Source organism: Brevibacterium senegalense (genome assembly GCF_000285835.1).
Lineage (GTDB): Bacteria > Actinomycetota > Actinomycetes > Actinomycetales > Brevibacteriaceae > Brevibacterium > Brevibacterium senegalense.
Genome location: NZ_HE978600.1, coordinates 511,638 through 530,895, shown reverse-complemented (window position 1 = coordinate 530,895; position 19,258 = coordinate 511,638). Strand labels below are relative to the sequence as shown.

Below are 19,258 nucleotides of genomic sequence, written 5' to 3'. Positions count from 1 at the left end.
GGCGGTGCGGCCGCAGAGGCCGCTGCCGAGGCCGAGGAAGCGGCCGCTGACGCGGACGCCCAGGCCGAGGACGCCGAGGTCGCGGCGGACGAGGCGACCGCGTCCCAGGACGAGGCCGCGGCCTCGGGCGAGGACGCCGACGAGAAGTGAACCCAGCGCTCCCGGACCGGGAGCGCACCCGCGGTCGGCGACCGCGGCGCGAGGGCCCCGGACACCGGTCCGGGGCCCTCGCGGCATCCGGGATCGTTCACGCTGAGGGCGAACACCGGGTGTCCGGAGGACTAATCGGAGGTGGGGGCGGGTTACGCTCTCAGACAGACTTCCACACCGACGACAGGAGTGAGACGTGAGCAACGGAGGCAACTCCTCGCTGAGCCCGACCATGGCGGCGCCGCAGGGCGGGCTGGGTCTGGACGACCACATCTACAACCGGCTGCTGCGCGAGCGGATCATCTGGCTGGGCTCGGACGTGCGCGACGACAACGCGAACATCATCTGCGCCCAGCTCATGCTGCTGGCCGCGGAGGACCCGGACAAGGATATCTGGCTCTACATCAACTCGCCGGGCGGCTCCGTCACGGCGGGCATGGCCATCTACGACACGATGCAGTACGTCCAGCCGGACGTGGGCACCGTCGCGATGGGCATGGCGGCGTCGATGGGTCAGTTCCTGCTGTCCTCCGGCACGAAGGGCAAGCGCTTCGCCACCCCGCACACCCGCATCCTCATGCACCAGCCCCTGGGCGGGATCAGCGGCACGGCGACGGACATCAAGATCCAGGCCGACCTCATCCTGCACATGAAGCGCCAGATGGCGGAGCTGACCGCGGAGCAGACCGGACAGCCCGTCGAGAAGATCCTCGAGGACAACGACCGCGACCACTGGTTCACGGCGGAGGAGGCCCAGGAGTACGGCTTCATCGACGGCGTCGTGCAGAGCGCCAAGGATCTGACGGCACCCGGCGCGTGATCGTCGGAGCAGAAGGGAACACTGAAGGACTCATGATGAACCACACCCCCTGGGGCACCGCCGGCCCGATGCCCTCCTCCCGCTACGTCATGCCGCAGTTCGAGGAGCGGACCCCCTACGGCTTCAAGCGCCAGGACCCCTACACCAAGCTGTTCGACGACCGCGTCATCTTCCTGGGCGTCCAGGTCGACGACACGAGCGCGGACGACGTGATGGCCCAGCTGCTGGTCCTCGAGTCGCAGGACCCGGACCGCGACATCACGCTGTACATCAACTCGCCGGGCGGCTCGTTCACCGCGCTGACCGCGATCTACGACACGATGCAGTACGTGAAGCCGGAGATCCAGACGGTCTGCCTGGGCCAGGCGGCCTCCGCCGCCGCGGTCCTCCTGGCCGCCGGTGCGCCGGGCAAGCGCCTCGCGCTGCCCAACGCGCGGATCCTCATCCACCAGCCGTCGATGCAGGGGCAGGGCCAGGGCCAGGCCTCCGACATCGAGATCCAGGCGAACGAGGTGCTGCGCATGCGCGAGTGGCTGGAGAACACCCTCTCCTCGCACTCGAACAAGACGCCGGAGCAGGTGTCCCGCGACATCGAGCGCGACCTGTTCCTCACGGCGGAGCAGGCGAAGGACTACGGCCTGGTCGACCAGGTGCTGACCTCCCGCAAGGCGGTCCGTCAGGCCTGATCCGATTGTCGGATCCGGAATGCGGCGGCCCAGGGGCGACGCAGGTGCGGTGACACGCCTGTGGCCTCCTGGGCCGCCGTGTCCGTCCGGTGTGGGATGCTTGAGCAGACGAATGTTCTAAGGGGCTGCGCGCTGGGAGCGCGCTCCTGGGGAAGGTGGGACAGTGGCGCGCAGTGCAGAGGGAGCTGACCTCCTCAAGTGCAATTTCTGCGGGAAGTCGCAGAAGCAGGTCCGCAAGCTCATCGCGGGTCCCGGCGTGTACATCTGCGACGAGTGCATCGGCCTCTGCAACGAGATCATCGAGGAGGAGCTCAACGCGGCGGTGGCGGAGTCCGGCGAACCGGTCGAGCTGCCCAAGCCCCGTGAGATCTTCGACTTCCTCGAGGAGTACGTCGTGGGGCAGGACCCCGCGAAGCGCGCGCTGGCCGTGGCCGTCTACAACCACTACAAGCGGATCCGCAGCCAGGACTCCGCGCAGCAGGACGAGGACGGCGTGGAGATCGCGAAGTCGAACATCCTCATGGTGGGCCCCACCGGCTCCGGCAAGACGTACCTGGCCCAGACGCTGGCGAAGAAGCTGGACGTCCCCTTCGCCGCGGTCGATGCGACCGCGCTGACGGAGGCCGGCTACGTGGGCGAGGACGTGGAGAACATCCTCCTCAAGCTCATCCAGGCCGCGGACTTCGACATCGAGCGGGCCCAGCGCGGCATCATCTACATCGACGAGATCGACAAGATCGCCCGCAAGTCGGAGAACCCGTCGATCACGCGCGACGTGTCCGGCGAAGGCGTCCAGCAGGCGCTGCTCAAGATCCTCGAGGGCACGGAGGCGGCGGTTCCGCCGCAGGGCGGTCGGAAGCACCCGCACCAGGAGTTCCTCTCGATCGACACGACGAACATCCTCTTCATCGTCGCCGGCGCCTTCGCAGGTCTCGACGAGATCATCTCCTCGCGCAAGGGCAAGCACGGGATCGGCTTCGGCGCCCTGCTGCACTCCGCAGAGGACGTGAAGGACCCGTTCGAGGATCTGCAGCCGGAGGACCTCCACAAGTTCGGTCTCATCCCGGAGTTCATCGGCCGTCTGCCCGTCATCGCGGCCGTGGGCAACCTGGACCGCGAGGCGCTCATGCAGATCCTCAGCGAGCCCAAGAACGCCCTCGTCAAGCAGTATCAGCGGATGTTCCGCTACGACGGCGTGGAGCTCGTCTTCGAGCAGGACGCGCTGGAGGCGATCGCGGATCTGGCGCTGCTGCGCGGCACCGGTGCACGCGGCCTCCGCTCGATCATGGAAGAGGTCCTGCAGCCCGTCATGTTCGACATCCCCTCCCGCGACGACGTCGACCGCGTCGTCGTGACGAAGGCGGTCGTCGACGACAATGTGGCCCCCACGCTGGTGCCCAAGGATCAGGCGACCGGAGGGCGCAGCACCTCCCGCCGCAAGAGCGCCTGACAACCAGCCCTGCGACATCCGGCCCCATGACTCACGTCGTGGGGCCGTGTCAGTCCCGGCTCCCGTGTGGCAGAGCGGGAACACGATTCGCCGCGATGCGGCCGCTCCGCTTCCTAGGCTGAGTCTCGTACCGATAGCCTGCGGCGGGTCCTGACCTGCCGCGACTGCCAGGAGGAGACATGCACATCGCTCGCACGACCGCACGCCGGACCACCACCGCGGCTGCACTCGCCGCCGGCTTCGCACTCGCACTGAGTGCCTGCGGCGGATCGGACGCCGCAGACGATGCCGCACCCCAGGACACGGCTGCAGAGGACACGGCTGCCGAGGAGTCGACGGAGGACGAGGCCGCAGTCGCCGACTCCGCCGAGGAGTCCGACGACACGGCTGCGGCGCCCGCCGGTGAGGAGACCCAGGTGGACGTGGGCGAGACGATCGAGGACCCGGACATGGGCGACACGGTCGAAGTTCTCAGTGCCATCCGCGACTTCCCCTCGGAGGAGGAGGCGGAGCTCATGGCCGACGGCGGCGAGGTCGTCCTCCTGGAGGTCTCCGTCATGCCCGGCGACGAGTACGGCGGTCTCGTGTCGATGGGGAACTTCGAGATCTCGTGGGACGAGGGCGACGAGTTCTGGGGGAACAAGACCCGCCTCGTCGAGGAGGAGATGGACGCGGCCGGCTACGCACCGCTGGACGATGTGTCGCGCAGCGATGGCGGCGAGCACAGCGGCTGGATCGCGTTCCTCGTCGACGAGCGCGCGGACACGTACCTCGTGAACTACGAGCGCGACGGCGCGAAGGTCATCGGCTCGGACGAGGAGATCGACGCCTTCGACCAGGAGTTCGAGATCCCCGCCTCCTGACCTGAGAGGCTCCGGCCTGAGCCTCTCAGGGCAGGCGCCGGCCGGACGCAGAACGGCTCAGATGCAGAACGGCCCCCGCACACCGTGCGGGGGCCATTGCGCTGTGCGGAGGACCGCGGTGCGCGGGGGTGCTCAGAGCTCCGAGGGCTGCACGACGACGAAGCCGGGGCCGTGGAACTTCATCTGTACGGACTCACCGGAGCCGCGACCCATGAAGGAGCCCAGGGAAACGTCCGTGTGGATGTCCGGGGCGAGGTTCGCGGACCAGCACACGGCCGCCTGCGGGTCGACGAAGGTGGGCTGCTGCGAGCAGTCCAGCACCAGAGGATCGCCCTGGCAGGCCAGTGCCGCCATGCCCTGACCGGACAGGACGACGTTGAAGAGGCCGGCACCCGAGGCCATCGCCCCCAGACCCTTGACGCGGCGGATGTCCTGATCGAGCGACGGGTCGAAGGCCAGCAGCGAGGACGAGTTCACGCTCAGCGCATCCTGTGGGCCCTCGAGCTGCATCATGAAGATGTTCGCCGCGTTGCGGGCGAAGAACACCTCGCCCTGGCCCTCCGCGCGCATCATGGGGGTGTCCTCACCGGACACCTGCTTCTTGAGGAAGTTCCCCACGGAGCCGGACCCCTGGTGCTTGAACTGCACGTTGCCCTGGTAGGCGACCATGGCGCCCTTCGTCGCGATGATCGGGGACTGCGGAGTGATGACGGTGCGCAGCATCTTCTGCGACTGCAGCGTCCAGCGTTCGGTCGACTGGATCTCCGCATTGCGCTTGGCGAAGAGTTCGGATCTCATGAGTCACCTGTTCTGTCGGCGCCGCGGGGGCGCGGGGGACGGCTGTGGGGTGGTGCGGACGCGCGCGTCCGCACCACCCCACAGTAGACCGCAGAGGATCAGCCCGATCAGGTGTCGTGGTGCAGATCTGCCACGATTCCCGGCGATCGCTCAGGCGTCGACGGTCTCGAAGACCACATCCGTCACGTGCACGGTGGCCTCGGCCCCGGTCTGCTCGTCACCGGTCGCCGGGGTGGTGGCATCCTCCCGCACCTGCGTCTCCAGCTCATCGACCCGGCCGGCCGCCAGCAGGTCTGCGCGCGCGGCCTCGACCGCAGCGAGCACGTCGGCCGGCGCGCGGAGCACCGCGCGCGTGATGCGCGTCTTCTGGGAGACCTTCGCCTCCGTTTTCGTCTGCCGCAGCTTCGTGAGGGCGGATGCGACGAGCGCCAGCCGGTCGACCGGTTCCTGGGTCTGCTGCGCCGTGGGCCACTGCGCACGGTGGATCGAGCCCTCGCGCCACCACGACCAGACCTCCTCCGTCACGAACGGCAGGAACGGGGCGAACAGGCGCAGGAGCGCATCGAGCGCGGTCGCGAGCGTCGCGTGCGCAGACTGCTGGGCCGCATCCCCCTGCGCGCCGTACGACCGGTCCTTCACGAGCTCGACGTAGTCGTCCGTGAAGTCCCAGAAGAACGACTCGACGACCCGCAGAGCCTGTGCGCCGTTGTACTCGTCCATGTACCGGCCCGCATCCGCCACGACGGACTGCAGCGACGCCATGACGGACCGGTCCAACGGGTGCGTGATGAGGTCGTCGCGTCCCACGTGACCGGCGTGCACACCCTGTGCCAGCGCGAACTTCGAGGCGTTCAGCAGCTTCATCGCCAGCCGGCGACCGATCTGCATCTGCTGGGTGTCGTAGGCCGTGTCCGCGCCGAATTTGGCGCTGGCGGCCCAGTAGCGGACCGCATCCGGGCCGAATCCGGGCTTCTGCTCCGCCAGGATGTCGCTGGGCACGACCACGTTGCCCTTCGACTTCGACATCTTCTTGCGGTCCGGGTCCAGGATCCACCCGGACAGGGCGGTGCGCGTCCACGGCACGGATCCGTTCAGGGAGTGCGCGCGCACGACGGTGGAGAACAGCCACGTGCGGATGATGTCGTGGCCCTGCGGACGCAGGTCCATGGGGAACACGTTCGCGAACAGCGTCTCGTCGCGCGTCCAGCCGCTCACCAGCTGCGGGGTGAGCGACGAGGTCGCCCACGTGTCCAGCACGTCCGGATCCGCGGTGAAGCCGCCCGGCACGTCGCGCTGCGCCTCGTCGTACCCGGCCGGCGCGGTGGCCAGCGGATCGACCGGCAGCTGGGCGTCGTCCGGGACGATCGGTGCGTCGTAGTCCGGGGTGCCGTCCTCGTCGAGCCGGTACCACAGGGGGATCGCGACACCGAAGTGGCGCTGGCGGGACACCAGCCAGTCCCCATTGAGACCCTCGACCCAGTTCTCGTAACGCGACCGCATGAACGACGGATGCCATTCGAGCTCGCGGCCGCGGGCGATGAGCTCATCGCGCAGCTCCGCCGACCGCCCGCCGTTGCGGATGTACCACTGGCGGGAGGTGACGACCTCGAGCGGCTTGTCGCCCTTCTCGAAGAACGGGACCGGATGGGTGATGGGCTCCGGCTCCGCCAGCAGGTCGCCGGACTCGCGCAGCATGTCCGCGATGTCCTTGCGGGCCGTGAAGGTGGTCTTGCCCGCCAGGGCCTGGTAGGCCTCGGCGGCGCCCGCGGCGGGGGAGTCCGCGATCCACGCGGGCGTCTCCTGCGCCAACCGGCCGTCGCGGGTCACGACCGCGCGGGTGGGGAGGTCCAGCTCGCGCCACCAGGTCACGTCCGTGAGATCGCCGAAGGTGCAGACCATCGCGATGCCGGTGCCCTTGTCCGCCTTCGCCAGCCCGTGGGCGCGGACCTCGACCTCGACCCCGAACAGCGGGGACACGACGGTCCGGCCGAACAGGGGCTGGTAGCGCTCGTCGTCCGGGTGTGCGACGAGGGCGACGACGGCGGGGATGAGCTCCGGGCGCGAGGTGACGATGACGACCGGGTCCTGCGTGCGGTCGGCCGTGCCGTCCGCAGCCGCGGGGTAGAACGCGACGCGGTGGTAGGCGCCCTCCTTCTCCCGGTCCTCCAGCTCCGCCTGCGCGACGGCCGTGCGGAAGGACACGTCCCACATCGTGGGGGCGTCCTGCGAGTACGCGTTGCCCGTCGACAGGTCCTGCAGGAACGCGCGCTGTGAGATGGCGCGGGCGGTGTCATCGATTGTGCGGTACGTGTGCGACCAGTCGACGGACAGGCCCACAGAGCGGAAGAGGTCCTCGAAGACCGCCTCGTCCTCCTCCGACAGGGTGAGGCACAGCTCGATGAAGTTCTGCCGGGACACCTTGACGAAGTCGCGCGCGTTCCGCGGCGCCTTGGCGGGCGGGGTGAACTCCGGGTCGTACGGCAGCGACGGATCGCACGTGACGCCGTAGTAGTTCTGCACGCGGCGCTCCGTGGGCAGGCCGTTGTCGTCCCAGCCCAGCGGGTAGAAGACGTTCTTGCCCTTCATCCGCTGGTGGCGGGCGATGACGTCCGTCTGGGTGTAGGAGAACACGTGACCCACGTGGAGGGAGCCGGATGCGGTGGGCGGGGGAGTGTCGATCGAGTAGACCTCGTCGCGGGTGGTGTCCGGGTCGAAGGCATAGACGCCCGACTCCGTCCACGCGGCGTCCCACTTGTCCTTGAGGCCCTCGAGGGCCGGCCGGTCCGGAAGATGCACCGAGTCATGTGTGCTGGAAGTCGTCATGGGGGCGATTGTCCCATACGGGGCACCTGAGCCCAGCGGGTGCCGGAGGGCGAAGCCTGGCAGGATATCCTCCATGGCTCTGTTGGATCGGGTGGAAGAGACGGGACCGCCGCCGCGGTCCACGCAGTGGATGAATCCCACGCGTTCGGCGGCGATCATCGCGGTCATCGCGATCCACACGATCGCGGACACGGTGGGCCTGCGCTTCACCGACCACGGCACCCCGTCGTGGTGGACCGCGAACGTCATCGACTCCTTCAGCCGGTGGTCCGTCCCGGTCTTCCTCATGATCGCCGGTGCGCTCGCCCTGGACCCGGAGAAGGGCGGTCGTCCCCGCGACTTCCTGTCCAAGCGGTTCTGGCGGATCGGCGTGCCCCTCGTCGTCTGGACCGCCGTCTACATCCCCTACCGGCTCTTCTTCATGGCCGGCCGCGAAACGGGCTGGGACCCGTTCACCGCGATCCTCACCGGGTCGCCGTTCGTGCAGCTGTACTTCCTCTACATCCTGGCGCTCCTGGCGCTGCTGACGCCGTTCATGCGCCAGCTCACCGTCCACGGCTCCCGCCGCGCGCAGTGGGGGACCGCCCTCGTGCTCCTGGGGATCGGCGTCGTCGACCACTTCGCGTCCGTCCTGGGCGGGGTGGGAGAGCCCAACATCGCGACCCGCTTCCTGCCGATGATGGGCTACTACCTGCTGGGCTGGATCATGCGCGACTACGTGGTGCGGGGCGCGGCGCTCGCCTGGAGCCTCGTGGGGTTCCTGGGGGCGATCGCGGTCACGATGCTGTGGGCCGGTTTCGGCCCCGGGGACCGGCCGTGGGTCGTCGTCTACGAGTACCTGTCGCCCACCGTCGTCGTCATGAGCCTGACCGGGTATCTGGTGCTCCACCGGCTGTTCGACGACGACAGCCGTCCCTACCTGGGACTGCGCCGCCTCTTCCCGTACTCGTTCGGGGTGTTCCTGCTGCACCCGCTGCTCGTGTACTCACTGCGCGATCTCATCGGCGTGCCGGACTCCCCCGTCGCCGTCCTGGTCCACGGGCTGGTCCTGCCACTCGTCTACGCGGTCATCTGCGCAGTCGTCACCCTCATCGCACTCCGGATCCCGGTGGTGCGTGTGGCGTTCGGGGAGATACCCGCCGGGGTCGCGGCGGCCACCGCCTCGTCCCTCACGCAGCCGCCCGTGCACGAGCCACCGCCGGGCGAGGAGATCGAGCCCCCGGACGAGACCGCGGCTCCGCAGGAGGAGGCGCCCCCGGAGCCGGAGCGCTCAGTAGACTGAGTGAGACCACCACCACACGAGGATGCATCGCCGTGCGCGCTGCGCGCGGCCCGTTCCGCGAAGGAGAGTCACATGAGTGCACTGCGTGCCGTCGTCACCGGAGCCAGCTCCGGCATGGGAGCAGAGACCGTCCGCCGCCTGCGGGCACTGGACTGGGACGTCGTCGCCGTCGCCCGCCGGGAGGAGGAGCTCACCGCCCTGGCGGAGGAGACCGGCTGCGACTGGATCGTCGCGGACATGACGAGCGACGAGTCCGTCGCCGCGATGGCGGAGCAGGTCCTGGCGGGCGGCCCCGTCAACTCCCTCGTCGCGAACGCGGGCGCCGCGTTCGGCAACGACACGGTCGAGAACGCGGGGCTCGACGACTGGGCCGGGATGTTCGACCTCAACGTGCTGGGCGTCGTCCGCTGCGTCAAGGCGCTGCTGCCCGCGCTCGAGGAGTCCGGCCGTGGCGACATCGTCATCATGTCCTCGACCGCCGGCCACATCGTCTACGAGGGCGGAGGCGGCTACGTCGCGTCCAAGCACGGCGCGCACTCCGTCGCCGCGACCCTGCGCCTGGAACTGGCGGGCCGCCCCGTCCGCGTCATCGAGATCGCACCCGGGATGGTCGCGACGGAGGAGTTCTCCCGCAAGCGCCTGGGCTCGCAGGAGGCGGCGGACAAGGTCTACGAGGGCGTCGAGAAGCCGCTGACGGCGGACGACTGCGCGGACGCGGTCGTCTGGACGCTCACGCGTCCGCACCACTTCAACGTCGACCTCATGGTCATCCGGCCCATCGCACAGGCCGCGCAGCACAAGGTCGCACGCAACCAGGGGCTGTGACGTCAGTGACGGCGGAGGGCCTGCGCGTCGCCGTCATCGGTGCGGGGATCGCGGGGCTCGCGACCGCTGTGGGGCTCGTCCGCTCAGGTGCGGCCGTCACCGTTTTCGAGGAGGCGCCCACGGTGCGGTCCGGGGGATCGGGCCTCACGGTCTTCGCGGGCGGACTGCGCGCGTTGGACTCGCTGGGGCTGGGCGCGCGGTTCCGCGCTCTCACAGACGGTGACGTCCGTCTGCTGCGCGGAGGCCAGCGTGCACCCGATGGGCGGTGGCTCGCCCGCATCCCCGCCGATGCCGTCGCAGAGATGCGAGTCGTGGACCGGGGCGACTTCCATCGCCTGCTCGTGGACGCCCTGGGGTCCGCAGCGTCCGTTCGCACGGGGACCCGCGTCGACTCCGCAGATCCCGACGGCGCGGTGCGCTGGACGACGGCGGACGGCCTGCCGCAGGAGGAGACCTTCGACCTGGTCGTCGGCGCGGACGGCATGCGCTCGCAGGTGCGCACCGCCTTCTCCGACGACCCGGGCCGGCGGTACGCCGGCTATGGCGCGTGGCGGGGCATCACCCGGGGACCGGTCGACCTGGGTGGCGAGGCCGGGGAGACCTGGGGCATGCGGACCCGGTTCGGGATCGCGCCCCTGGCGGACGGCCGCGTCTACTGGTTCGCCGTCGCGACGATGCCGGAGGTGGCGGTGTTCCACGACGAGACAGCGGTGCTCGAGGGTCTCTTCGGCACGTGGCACGACCCGATCCCGGAGATCCTGTCCGCGACCCACCCCACCGCCGTGCACCGCCTGCCCATCCTCGAGCTCGCCGGCCACCTGTCCTCGTACGTGCGAGGACGCATCGTCCTCGTGGGCGACGCTGCGCACGCGATGACGCCCAACCTGGGCCAGGGCGGCGGGCAGGGGCTCGAGGACGCGGCCCAGCTGTGCGCGGGCCTCGCCGACGTCCTCACATATCTCCCGCCGCAGCGCGCGCCGGTCGATGGAGTGGCCACGGCGCTCGCCTCCTACGACGCACTGCGCAGGCCGCGATCGCAGCGGATCGCGCGGCTGTCGCGCCTCATCGGCGACGTCGCCCATCTCCCGGGCCCGCGACTGACCCGCGTGCGCGACGCGGTCCTGGACCTGACCCCGGAGCCCGCACTGCGGCGGCAGATCCGACAGGTGCAGGAGTGGGACGGCCCGGGAGTCCACGTGCGGTAGGATCGTCCGTGCATCGATCCGGCCATCACCGGGGAGCATCCGGAAGAACCGTCCGCACGCGCGGGCCCAGTAGAACCGGACGGGACGGCCCGTCACAGCCGACTGAGCGATTCGCGGCACGTCCCACGGACGGGCGCGCGGATAAGCGGGGTGGTACCGCGGCGGCGCCCAGGCGCAGTCGTCCTCGCACGGGAGAAACCGTAAACAGGGTCACGCGTACCACCCGGTGCACGTGTCCCGCGCACCAAAGGACGCTCATGAGTGACCGCATCTACCCCAAGCAGGGTTCCGCCTTCGGGCTGTCAGCATCCCCGTCGTTCCCGGATCTGGAGCAGCGGATCCTCGAGTTCTGGGAGCAGGACGACACGTTCCGCGCCAGCGTCGAGGCCCGCGAGGCCGGCCCGAACGGCGAGAACGAGTTCGTGTTCTACGACGGCCCTCCGTTCGCCAACGGCCTGCCGCACTACGGCCACCTCCTGACCGGCTACGCGAAGGACGTCGTCCCGCGCTACCAGACGATGCGCGGAAAGAAGGTGGAGCGCCGTTTCGGCTGGGACACCCACGGCCTGCCGGCGGAGCTCGAGGCGATGCGCCAGCTGGGCCTCACGACCAAGGACGAGATCCTCGAGATGGGGGTCGAGACGTTCAACGAGGCCGCCCGCGCCTCTGTCCTGCGCTACACGGACGAGTGGCAGGAGTACGTCAACCGGATGGGTCGCTGGGTCGACTTCGAGAACGACTACAAGACGCTCAACCCGGAATTCATGGAGTCCGTCCTCTGGGTCTTCAAGAGCCTCTTCGACAAGGGCCTCGTCTACGAGGGCTTCCGCGTCCTGCCCTACTGCTGGTCGGACGAGACGCCGCTGTCCAACCACGAGCTGCGCATGGACGACGAGGTCTACAAGATGCGCCAGGACCCGGCTGTCACGGTGGGCCTGCGGTGCACGGCGGCCCCGGCCTCGGCGACGGATGAGGTGCGGGACGCACTGACCGGTGCCCTCTTCCTCATCTGGACCACGACGCCCTGGACCCTGCCGTCCAACCTCGCGATCGTCGCGGGCGCGGACATCGACTACGTCGTCGTCGAGTCCGACAGCCCCACGGGAGTGCCGGAGCGCTACGTGCTGGCGGAGGCCCGTCTGGCCGCGTACGCCCGCGAACTGGGGGAGGAGCCCACCGTCGTCGCACGGCTCACGGGATCCCAGCTGCTCCAGGCCCACTACGCCCCGCCGTTCACGTACTACACGGACCAGGAGAACGCGTTCCGGGTCGTCGAGGGCGACTTCGTCACGACGACGGACGGCACCGGGCTCGTGCACACCGCGGGCGCCTTCGGTGAGGACGACCACGTCGTCACCCAGCGCGAGAACATCGAAGCCGTCATGCCGGTCGGTGCCGACGGGCGCTTCACCGCCCCCGTGTCCGAGTACGCGGGCGACCTGGTCTTCGACGCGAACCCGCGCATCATCCGCGACCTCAAGGCCGCGACGGCCTCCGCCGAGGCCGTCGTCGCCTCCGTCTCCCCGGGCACCGTGCTGCTGCGGCACGAGACCTACGACCACTCCTACCCGCACTGCTGGCGCTGCAAGAACCCCCTCATCTACAAGGGGGTCAGCAGCTGGTTCGTCTCCGTCACGCAGATCAAGGAGACGATGCTCGCAACGAACGAGCAGATCACGTGGGTGCCCGGCAACGTCAAGCACGGCCAGTTCGGCAAGTGGCTGGAGAACGCGCGCGACTGGTCGATCACCCGCAACCGCTTCTGGGGCTCCCCGGTCCCGGTGTGGCGCTCGGACGACCCCGCCTACCCCCGCATCGACGTCTACGGCTCGTTCGAGGAGATCGAGCGCGATTTCGGCCGTCTGCCCGTGGGCCCGGACGGGCAGCCCAACCTGCACCGCCCGTACATCGACGAGCTCACCCGGCCCAACCCGGACGACCCCTCCGGGAAGTCCACGATGCGTCGCGTCGAGGACGTGCTGGACGTCTGGTTCGACTCCGGGTCGATGCCGTACGGCCAGGTCCACTACCCGTTCGAGAACGCCCAGTGGTTCGAGAACCACTACCCGGCGGACTTCATCGTCGAGTACATCGGGCAGACCCGCGGCTGGTTCTACACGCTGCACATCCTCGCGGCGGCCCTCTTCGAGCGCCCCGCGTTCCTCACGTGCATCTCGCACGGGATCGTGCTGGGCTCCGACGGGCAGAAGATGTCGAAGAGCCTGCGCAACTACCCGGACGTGAACGAGGTCCTGGACCGCGACGGCTCGGACGCGATGCGCTGGTTCCTCATGTCCAGCCCCATCCTGCGCGGCGGCAACCTCATCGTGACGGAGCAGGGCATCCGCGACGGCGTCCGCCAGGTGCTGCTGCCGCTGTGGAACGCGTGGCAGTTCTTCGCGACCTACGCGAACACGGCGGACGGCCCCGCGGGCCCGGGCACCGGGTACGAGGCGCAGCGCTCGCTCGAGTCCGACCAGGTGCTGGACCGCTACCTGGTCGCGAAGACGCGCGAGTTCCTCGATGAGTTCCAGGCCGCGATGGACGGCTACGACATCTGGTCGGCCTCCGCGCTCACGCAGAGCCACCTCGACATGCTGACGAACTGGTACGTCCGCCGCTCGCGGCGCCGCTTCTGGGACGGCTCGGAGGCCTCGCACGCAACGTTCGACGTGTTCTCCACCGCGTTCGAGGCGCTGCTGCGGGCGATCGCGCCCCTGCTGCCGTTCGCCGCGGAGGAGATCTGGAAGAGCCTGACCGGCGGTCGGTCCGTCCACCTCGAGGACTTCCCGGACGCAGCCGGGTTCCCGCAGGATGAGGACCTCGTCGCGGCCATGGACTTCACCCGGTCCGTGTGCTCCGCCGGCTCCGCGCTGCGCAAGGCGCGCAACCTGCGCGTCCGCCTGCCGCTGTCTCAGCTGGTGCTCGTGACGGACCTGGCGCTGGGCGAGGACTTCACCGCGATCATCGCGGACGAGCTCAACGTCAAGAGCGTCCGCGTGCTGGGCACCGCCGAGGCCCGCGACGCAGGCTTCTCGTTCGAGCGCAGCCTGACCGTGCACGCGCGTGCCGCCGGCCCCCGCCTGGGCAAGGACGTGCAGCAGGCGATCCGCGGGTCGAAGTCCGGCGACTGGTCCGTCGACGACGGCGTCGTGACCGCCGGCGGCATCGAGCTCATCGAGGGCGAGTACACGCTCGAGGAGCGCGCGGAGTCCGCCTCCGAGTCGCTCGCGCTGGCGCCCGTCCAGGACGGGTTCATCGCGCTCGAGACCGCTCTGACGGACGAACTGACCGCCGAGGGCACCGCCCGCGACGCGATCCGCGCGATCCAGGGCGTGCGCAAGCAGCTGGCCCTGGACGTCTCGGACCGCATCCGGGTCACCCTGCACGCGCCCGAGGCCGTCGCCGCCGCGCTCACGACCCACCGCGCGCTGGTGGCCGGCGAGGTGCTGGCCGTCGATCTGCAGATCGCGGATCCCGCGTCGGCAGGAGCGGACGCCCTGAGCGTGGGCGAGCTGGGCGAGGGCGTCTCCGTGCGCGTGGAGAAGGCATGACGGACAGGACGGAGCAGGACGGGGCCCCGGACCGGGACGACGTGATCGTCGAGCCGGAGCCCGTGGAGCCCGGCGAGCTGGCCCGCGTCTACGCCGCCCTGCTGGCGCGGGCGGGGGAGACGCAGGTGGAGCTGCGCCTCGACGCGACCCGCCGGGCCTGCGAGCTGCTGGGCGACATCCACCGGGCGGCACCGGCGATCATGATCACCGGCACCAACGGGAAGTCGTCGACCGCGCGGATGGTCGATGCACTCCTGAGCGCGCACAACCTGCGGGTGGGACGCTTCACCAGCCCCCACCTCACGCGGGTGACGGAGCGCATCAGCGTCGACGGCATCGAGGTGGAGGCGGGCACCTTCGCCCGCGTCCACGACGAGATCGAACCGGTCCTCGCACTCGTCGACCAGGGGCTCGCGGACGAGGGCCGCCCGGGCCTCACCTTCTTCGAGGCGCTCACGGTCCTGGCGCTGGCGGTCTTCGCGGACGCGCCCGTGGACGTCATGGTGCTCGAGGTGGGCATGGGCGGCGAGTGGGACTCCACGAACGTCGTCGACGCCCGCGTCTGCGGCTTCACGGCCGTGGGCCTCGACCACCAGGCGTTCCTGGGCGACACGATCGAGGCGATCGCGACGACGAAGGCGGGGATCCTCGACCGCACGGTGGAGGACACCCCGGAGCCGTCGCCGCTCGTCGTCATCGCCCGCCAGCCGGAGGAGGACGCCCTCGCCGTGCTGAGCGAGCAGGTCACCTCGCGCGGGCTGCAGGGCTGGGTCGAGGACGAGGGCTTCGGCGTCGTCGAGCGCACGCTCGCCGTCGACGGGCAGATGGTGTCGCTGCGGGGGATCGGCGGGGATTACCCGGACCTCTTCCTCCCGCTGCACGGCGCGCATCAGGCGCACAACGCGGCGACGGCCGTGGCACTCGCGGAGGCGTTCCTGACCGGCGGCGACCGTGCCCTGGCGGAGGACGCGGTGGGGGAGGCGCTGTCGTCCCTCACGAGCCCCGGCCGGCTCGAGGTCCTCAAGTCCGAGCCGACCATCCTGGTCGACGGCGCGCACAACCCTGCGGGCGCGGCGGCACTGGCGGACACGATGGCGGAGGCGTTCGACCTCACGGACGTGACCGTCGTGCTGGGCATGTTCGCGGACAAGGACCCGCACGGCGTCCTCGAGTACGTGCACCGGTTCGCCGACCGCGTCATCGTGACGCAGGCGCTCAGCGAGCGGGCCATGGAGTCCCAGGACCTGGCCGACGCGGCGCAGGAGTGGTTCGATGCGGACGACGTGACCGTCACCGCGACGGTGAAGGACGCTCTCATGCGGGCGATCGATCTGGCGGACACCGCCGAGGCCGCCGCCGGTGAGCGTGCGCGCGCCGGCATCGTCGTGACCGGGTCGCTCCTGACGGTCGCGGAGGCGCGGGTCCTCCTGGGCGCGGGGGAGCGCTCGTGACCGCGCACGCGAAGTCGAAGCTGCCCATCCTGGCCGGGGTCGTGCTCGTGTGCGAGGTGCTGGTCCTGTACTTCGCCGGACTCATGGGCATCGGCCTGCGTCCCGCGTTCATCTCGATGGGTGTCTACATCGCCCTGCTGACGGCGACGGCGCTCCTGCTCATCGCGGCCGCTGCCCTGCTGCCGCGGCGCCGCTTCCAGAACCGGCCCGGGATCGTTCTGGGCTGGATCGGCCAGATCGTGATCCTCGCGCTGGGGATCGTGTCGCCCGGCCTCGTCTTCGTCGCCCTCGTCTTCGGCACGATGTGGGGCGTGGGCGTGTACTGGGGTCGGCGGATCGATCGCGAGGCCGCGGCGCGGGAGGCCTGAGTCCCGCGCCCGTCGCGGCGGGAGGGGCGGACCCGCTAGTGTCGCTCCTGGACGGATCCGCAGGCTCAGCCCCTGCCCACCCCCACTCGGACTTCCTCAACAGAATGGAGACCCCATGTCAGAGCGCACCCTCATCCTCGTGAAGCCGGACGGTGTCGAGCGCGGCCTCGTGGGCGATGTGCTGGCCCGCATCGAGCGCAAGGGCTACGTGCTCGAGCAGCTCAGCCTGGTCCGTGCGACCGCGGATCAGCTGGCGGCCCACTACGCGGAGCACGAGGGCAAGCCCTTCTACCAGCCGCTCGTCGACTTCATGTCCTCCGGGCCGATCGTCGCCCTCGTCGCCTCCGGCGACGACGTGATCCGCGGCTTCCGTGTCATGGCGGGCGTCTCAGACCCCACGGAGGCGGCCCCCGGCACCATCCGCGGCGACCTGTCCCGCGATTGGGGCGAGAAGGTCCAGAAGAACATCGTGCACGGCTCCGACTCCGTCGAGTCCGCCCAGCGCGAGATCGCCATCTGGTTCCCCACCGGCGCCTGAGAGCGCAGACGACGATCCCCGCAGCCCGGGTCACGGGCTGCGGGGATCGTCGTCTCTGCGCGTGGGCGGCTCAACTGAGGCGGCTCAGATGAGCGAGCCGAAGAAGGTCCAGAAGTTCACGACCATGACGGTGCCGACCACCAGCAGCCAGAGGCACGCGATGAGCACCGGCGACGACGCCAGGACACGGACCGCGGTCGAGCGCCGGAGTCCCTCGCCCAACCGGCCGTGCAGGACGTTCGCCGCCAGTACCACGCAGAACTGCAGGATCGCGACGACCCAGACGATCATGCACCACGGGCAGCCCACGCCGATCCGGATGATCGAGGCGTACTGGAGGTAGGTGACGAGGGCGACGCCGCCCAGCAGACCCACGGACAGTCCGTTCATGATCCAGTCCGGCAGCGCGACCCGCGAGACGAGGAGCACCCCCAGGACCAGCGGCACCGCGTACGCGAAGACGCCCAGCAGCTGGTTGGGGAAGCCGAAGATCTCCGACTGCGGGAACTCCATGACGCTGCCGCAGGAGAAGAACGGGTTGAGGTCGCAGCTCAGCACGACCTCCGGGTCGGCCAGCAGGCGGAACTTGTCGACGGTGAGCTCGAACGCCGCGAGGAATCCGATGATGCTCGTGACAAGGAGGAAGACGCCCATGCCCCGGTCGGTCGTGAACCACCGGCGCGCAGTCCCGCCGCCGTCCGGTCCCGGTCCTGAGTCGTGGGGGTCGGAGGGGGTCGCCGGGTCCGCCGCGGGGGCGCCTGCCGTGTCTCGAGTGCTCACGAGGCTAAGGATGCACGACCGCGGACGCGCCCTGCAATCGGATGAGACCCGGCACACAGGACTCCGGAGGCGGGGCAGGAGCTGGAATAGTGTTCCTCCTATGGGCTTCCGCGACTACGACACCCGACTGGCGGCGTACTGCGTGATCGTCCAGGAGTGCGCGGGGGAACCCCACGTGCTGCTGAGCATGCTGCGGGAGGGGAACTCCCGGTGGGGCCGCATGTGGACCCTGCCCGGCGGGGGAGTCGAGTACGACGAGGGGTTCGAGGCCGCCGCGATCCGCGAGGTCCGCGAGGAGACCGGCTACGACGTGCGGCTCACCTCGATGCTGGGCGCCCGGACCTTCGTCCCGCGGACCCGCACGGGCAGCCGGGACCCACGACCGTTCAAGAGTGCGGCCGTCCTCTTCGAGGCGGAGGTGACCGGCGGCACGCTGGGCACGCTCGAGGTGGACGGCAGCACGGAGTTCGCCGCCTGGGTGCCGCTGGCCGACGTGCTGCCGCAGGACGCGGGCGACCTGACCGACCACACGTCGGAGGGTCCTGACCGATCGCGCGACGGTGTGCCGGTCATGTCGACCACCGGCTACGCCCTGCGACTGTGGGCCGGGCGGAGCTGAGAATGCGCGCCGGGGTGCGCGCCGTCAGTGTTCACGCAGGTTCGCTGTGACATACTGGAGGGCAGTGCAGGTCCGTCCACACCCGGACCGTCCCGCTTCCACCGAGCCGAGCAGCGCACACGGCGGTCAGTCCGCCGCGTGAGACCCCTCGCGCCGGTCGCACAAGCAGAAGCGGCTCGTGCCAGGCCGCCGCGCGCATCCGCGCGAGCCGGGCACGCGCACTGCAGGTTTCCGAGCCCGCAGCAGTCTGCCGGGCGCTGACGACCGACCGCGGTCAGGACGCAGGTGTGGCGTTCCGATCGCGGACAGGAGACTCCAGACATGTCCAACACCCACGACGACGGAGTGGACCCCACCGAAGGGATCCTCGCCGACCTCGCCTCCCTGCGCGCCTCCCGCGATGCCGAGGACTCCCCGCGCGATTCCGCCCCCACCGCACAGTCCGCCCTGGACGACATCGCCGAGGCCGCGGGCCGCCTGCGGGAGCCGCGCGAGGACGCGCCGGTCCGGGAGCAGGATTCCCGGGACGAGGACGGATCCCCGCAGTCCGCAGAGGACGACGCGCCCGCCGGGTACACCCGTGCCCGCCGCGCGCAGTCCCGCACGCGGACGCCGGCACCGGCCCAGGCGCCGGCCGGCGGTGGACTGTTCTTCGTGGCGGACCAGGCGGCCCAGGACCAGTCGTCCCAGGACCAGTCGTCCCAGGACCAGTCGACTGAGGACCACTCCGCCTCCACGGGCCCCGACTCCACGACGGACGAGGACGATGAGGCGGCCTCGACCCCGGTCGTCGACACGCGGAACCCCTTCTCGCACTCGACCTCGGCAGACCCCTCGTCGTACGCGCCGATCGCGGCGCCGGCCGGCGGTGGACTGCTGTTCCAGCCGCCGGAAGCGGAGCTGGCGGAGGAGATCGACGACTCGTGGTTCGCAGACGATGAGGACGACTCCGATGACTCGTACGACGACGACGGCGACGATTCGGACGAGGACCGGTCGGACGACCGCGAGTCCTCCCGCCGCGACGACGGCGACGACCGGTCCCG

The 19,258-nt window shown here is 70.2% G+C and carries 15 protein-coding genes and 1 pseudogene; 13 read left to right on the top strand and 3 right to left on the bottom strand.

Annotated features, from left to right (window positions below):
* The first annotated feature begins 382 nt into the window (after positions 1–382).
* From HGBR_RS02490 to HGBR_RS02475, 4 genes are all read left to right on the top strand, one after another.
* Positions 383–970 (top strand): ATP-dependent Clp protease proteolytic subunit, encoded by a 588-nt coding sequence (locus HGBR_RS02490; protein WP_040364613.1) that lies wholly within the window; start codon positions 383–385, stop codon positions 968–970.
* 35 nt (positions 971–1,005) lie between these two features.
* Positions 1,006–1,656, top strand: coding sequence for an ATP-dependent Clp protease proteolytic subunit (locus tag HGBR_RS02485; RefSeq protein WP_019157746.1), 651 nt, complete (start codon positions 1,006–1,008; stop codon positions 1,654–1,656).
* A 163-nt stretch (positions 1,657–1,819) separates the two neighbouring features.
* On the top strand, positions 1,820–3,106 hold the full coding sequence (gene clpX, locus HGBR_RS02480; RefSeq protein ID WP_019157745.1) for an ATP-dependent Clp protease ATP-binding subunit ClpX: 1,287 nt from the start codon (positions 1,820–1,822) through the stop codon (positions 3,104–3,106).
* A gap of 179 nt (positions 3,107–3,285) precedes the next feature.
* Positions 3,286–3,969 (top strand): hypothetical protein, encoded by a 684-nt coding sequence (locus tag HGBR_RS02475; protein WP_019157744.1) that lies wholly within the window; start codon positions 3,286–3,288, stop codon positions 3,967–3,969.
* A gap of 132 nt (positions 3,970–4,101) precedes the next feature.
* On the opposite strand, the gene HGBR_RS02470 is transcribed toward HGBR_RS02475, so the two are convergent.
* Both HGBR_RS02470 and valS read right to left on the bottom strand, forming a co-directional pair.
* Entirely contained in the window at positions 4,102–4,767 is a 666-nt protein-coding gene (locus HGBR_RS02470; RefSeq protein WP_019157743.1) for an AIM24 family protein, read from the bottom strand.
* Positions 4,768–4,917: 150 nt separating this feature from the next.
* Positions 4,918–7,590: a valine--tRNA ligase gene (gene valS / locus HGBR_RS16105; protein ID WP_051013262.1), complete on the bottom strand. Its 2,673-nt coding sequence runs from the start codon at positions 7,588–7,590 to the stop codon at positions 4,918–4,920.
* A 73-nt stretch (positions 7,591–7,663) separates the two neighbouring features.
* Between valS and HGBR_RS16100 the strand changes: the two genes are divergently transcribed.
* The 7 genes from HGBR_RS16100 (at position 7,664) to ndk (ending at position 16,813) form a co-directional block, all read left to right on the top strand.
* Positions 7,664–8,872 carry an acyltransferase gene (locus tag HGBR_RS16100; RefSeq protein WP_019157741.1) on the top strand — a complete coding sequence of 403 codons (1,209 nt, stop codon included), beginning with the start codon at positions 7,664–7,666 and terminating at the stop codon, positions 8,870–8,872.
* Between the two features lie 72 nt (positions 8,873–8,944).
* Complete coding sequence (locus HGBR_RS02455; RefSeq protein WP_019157740.1) at positions 8,945–9,697, top strand: SDR family oxidoreductase; 753 nt, start codon at positions 8,945–8,947, stop codon at positions 9,695–9,697.
* A complete protein-coding gene (locus HGBR_RS02450; protein WP_019157739.1) occupies positions 9,694–10,902 on the top strand; it encodes an FAD-dependent monooxygenase in 1,209 nt (402 codons plus the stop codon). The genes HGBR_RS02455 and HGBR_RS02450 overlap by 4 nt, the downstream gene beginning before the upstream one ends.
* Positions 10,903–11,159: 257 nt before the next feature.
* The gene (gene ileS, locus HGBR_RS02445) at positions 11,160–14,456 is read left to right on the top strand and encodes an isoleucine--tRNA ligase (protein WP_019157738.1); all 3,297 of its coding nucleotides are present in this window, start codon (positions 11,160–11,162) and stop codon (positions 14,454–14,456) included.
* Complete coding sequence (locus tag HGBR_RS02440) at positions 14,453–15,907, top strand: bifunctional folylpolyglutamate synthase/dihydrofolate synthase (protein ID WP_019157737.1); 1,455 nt, start codon at positions 14,453–14,455, stop codon at positions 15,905–15,907. Before ileS ends, HGBR_RS02440 begins: the two co-directional genes overlap by 4 nt.
* Complete coding sequence (locus HGBR_RS02435) at positions 15,904–16,275, top strand: DUF4233 domain-containing protein (protein ID WP_019157736.1); 372 nt, start codon at positions 15,904–15,906, stop codon at positions 16,273–16,275. Before HGBR_RS02440 ends, HGBR_RS02435 begins: the two co-directional genes overlap by 4 nt.
* A 115-nt stretch (positions 16,276–16,390) precedes the next feature.
* A complete protein-coding gene (ndk, locus tag HGBR_RS02430) occupies positions 16,391–16,813 on the top strand; it encodes a nucleoside-diphosphate kinase (RefSeq protein ID WP_019157735.1) in 423 nt (140 codons plus the stop codon).
* Between the two features lie 84 nt (positions 16,814–16,897).
* Here ndk and HGBR_RS02425 read toward each other — a convergent pair whose 3' ends face one another.
* Complete coding sequence (locus HGBR_RS02425) at positions 16,898–17,593, bottom strand: vitamin K epoxide reductase family protein (RefSeq protein WP_245533243.1); 696 nt, start codon at positions 17,591–17,593, stop codon at positions 16,898–16,900.
* Positions 17,594–17,693: 100 nt separating this feature from the next.
* Here HGBR_RS02425 and HGBR_RS16095 point away from each other — a divergent pair, with 100 nt between their 5' ends.
* Positions 17,694–18,212: an NUDIX hydrolase gene (locus HGBR_RS16095; RefSeq protein ID WP_019157733.1), complete on the top strand. Its 519-nt coding sequence runs from the start codon at positions 17,694–17,696 to the stop codon at positions 18,210–18,212.
* A 321-nt stretch (positions 18,213–18,533) separates the two neighbouring features.
* Positions 18,534–19,258, top strand: a pseudogene (locus tag HGBR_RS20125) (hypothetical protein); the annotation flags it as partial.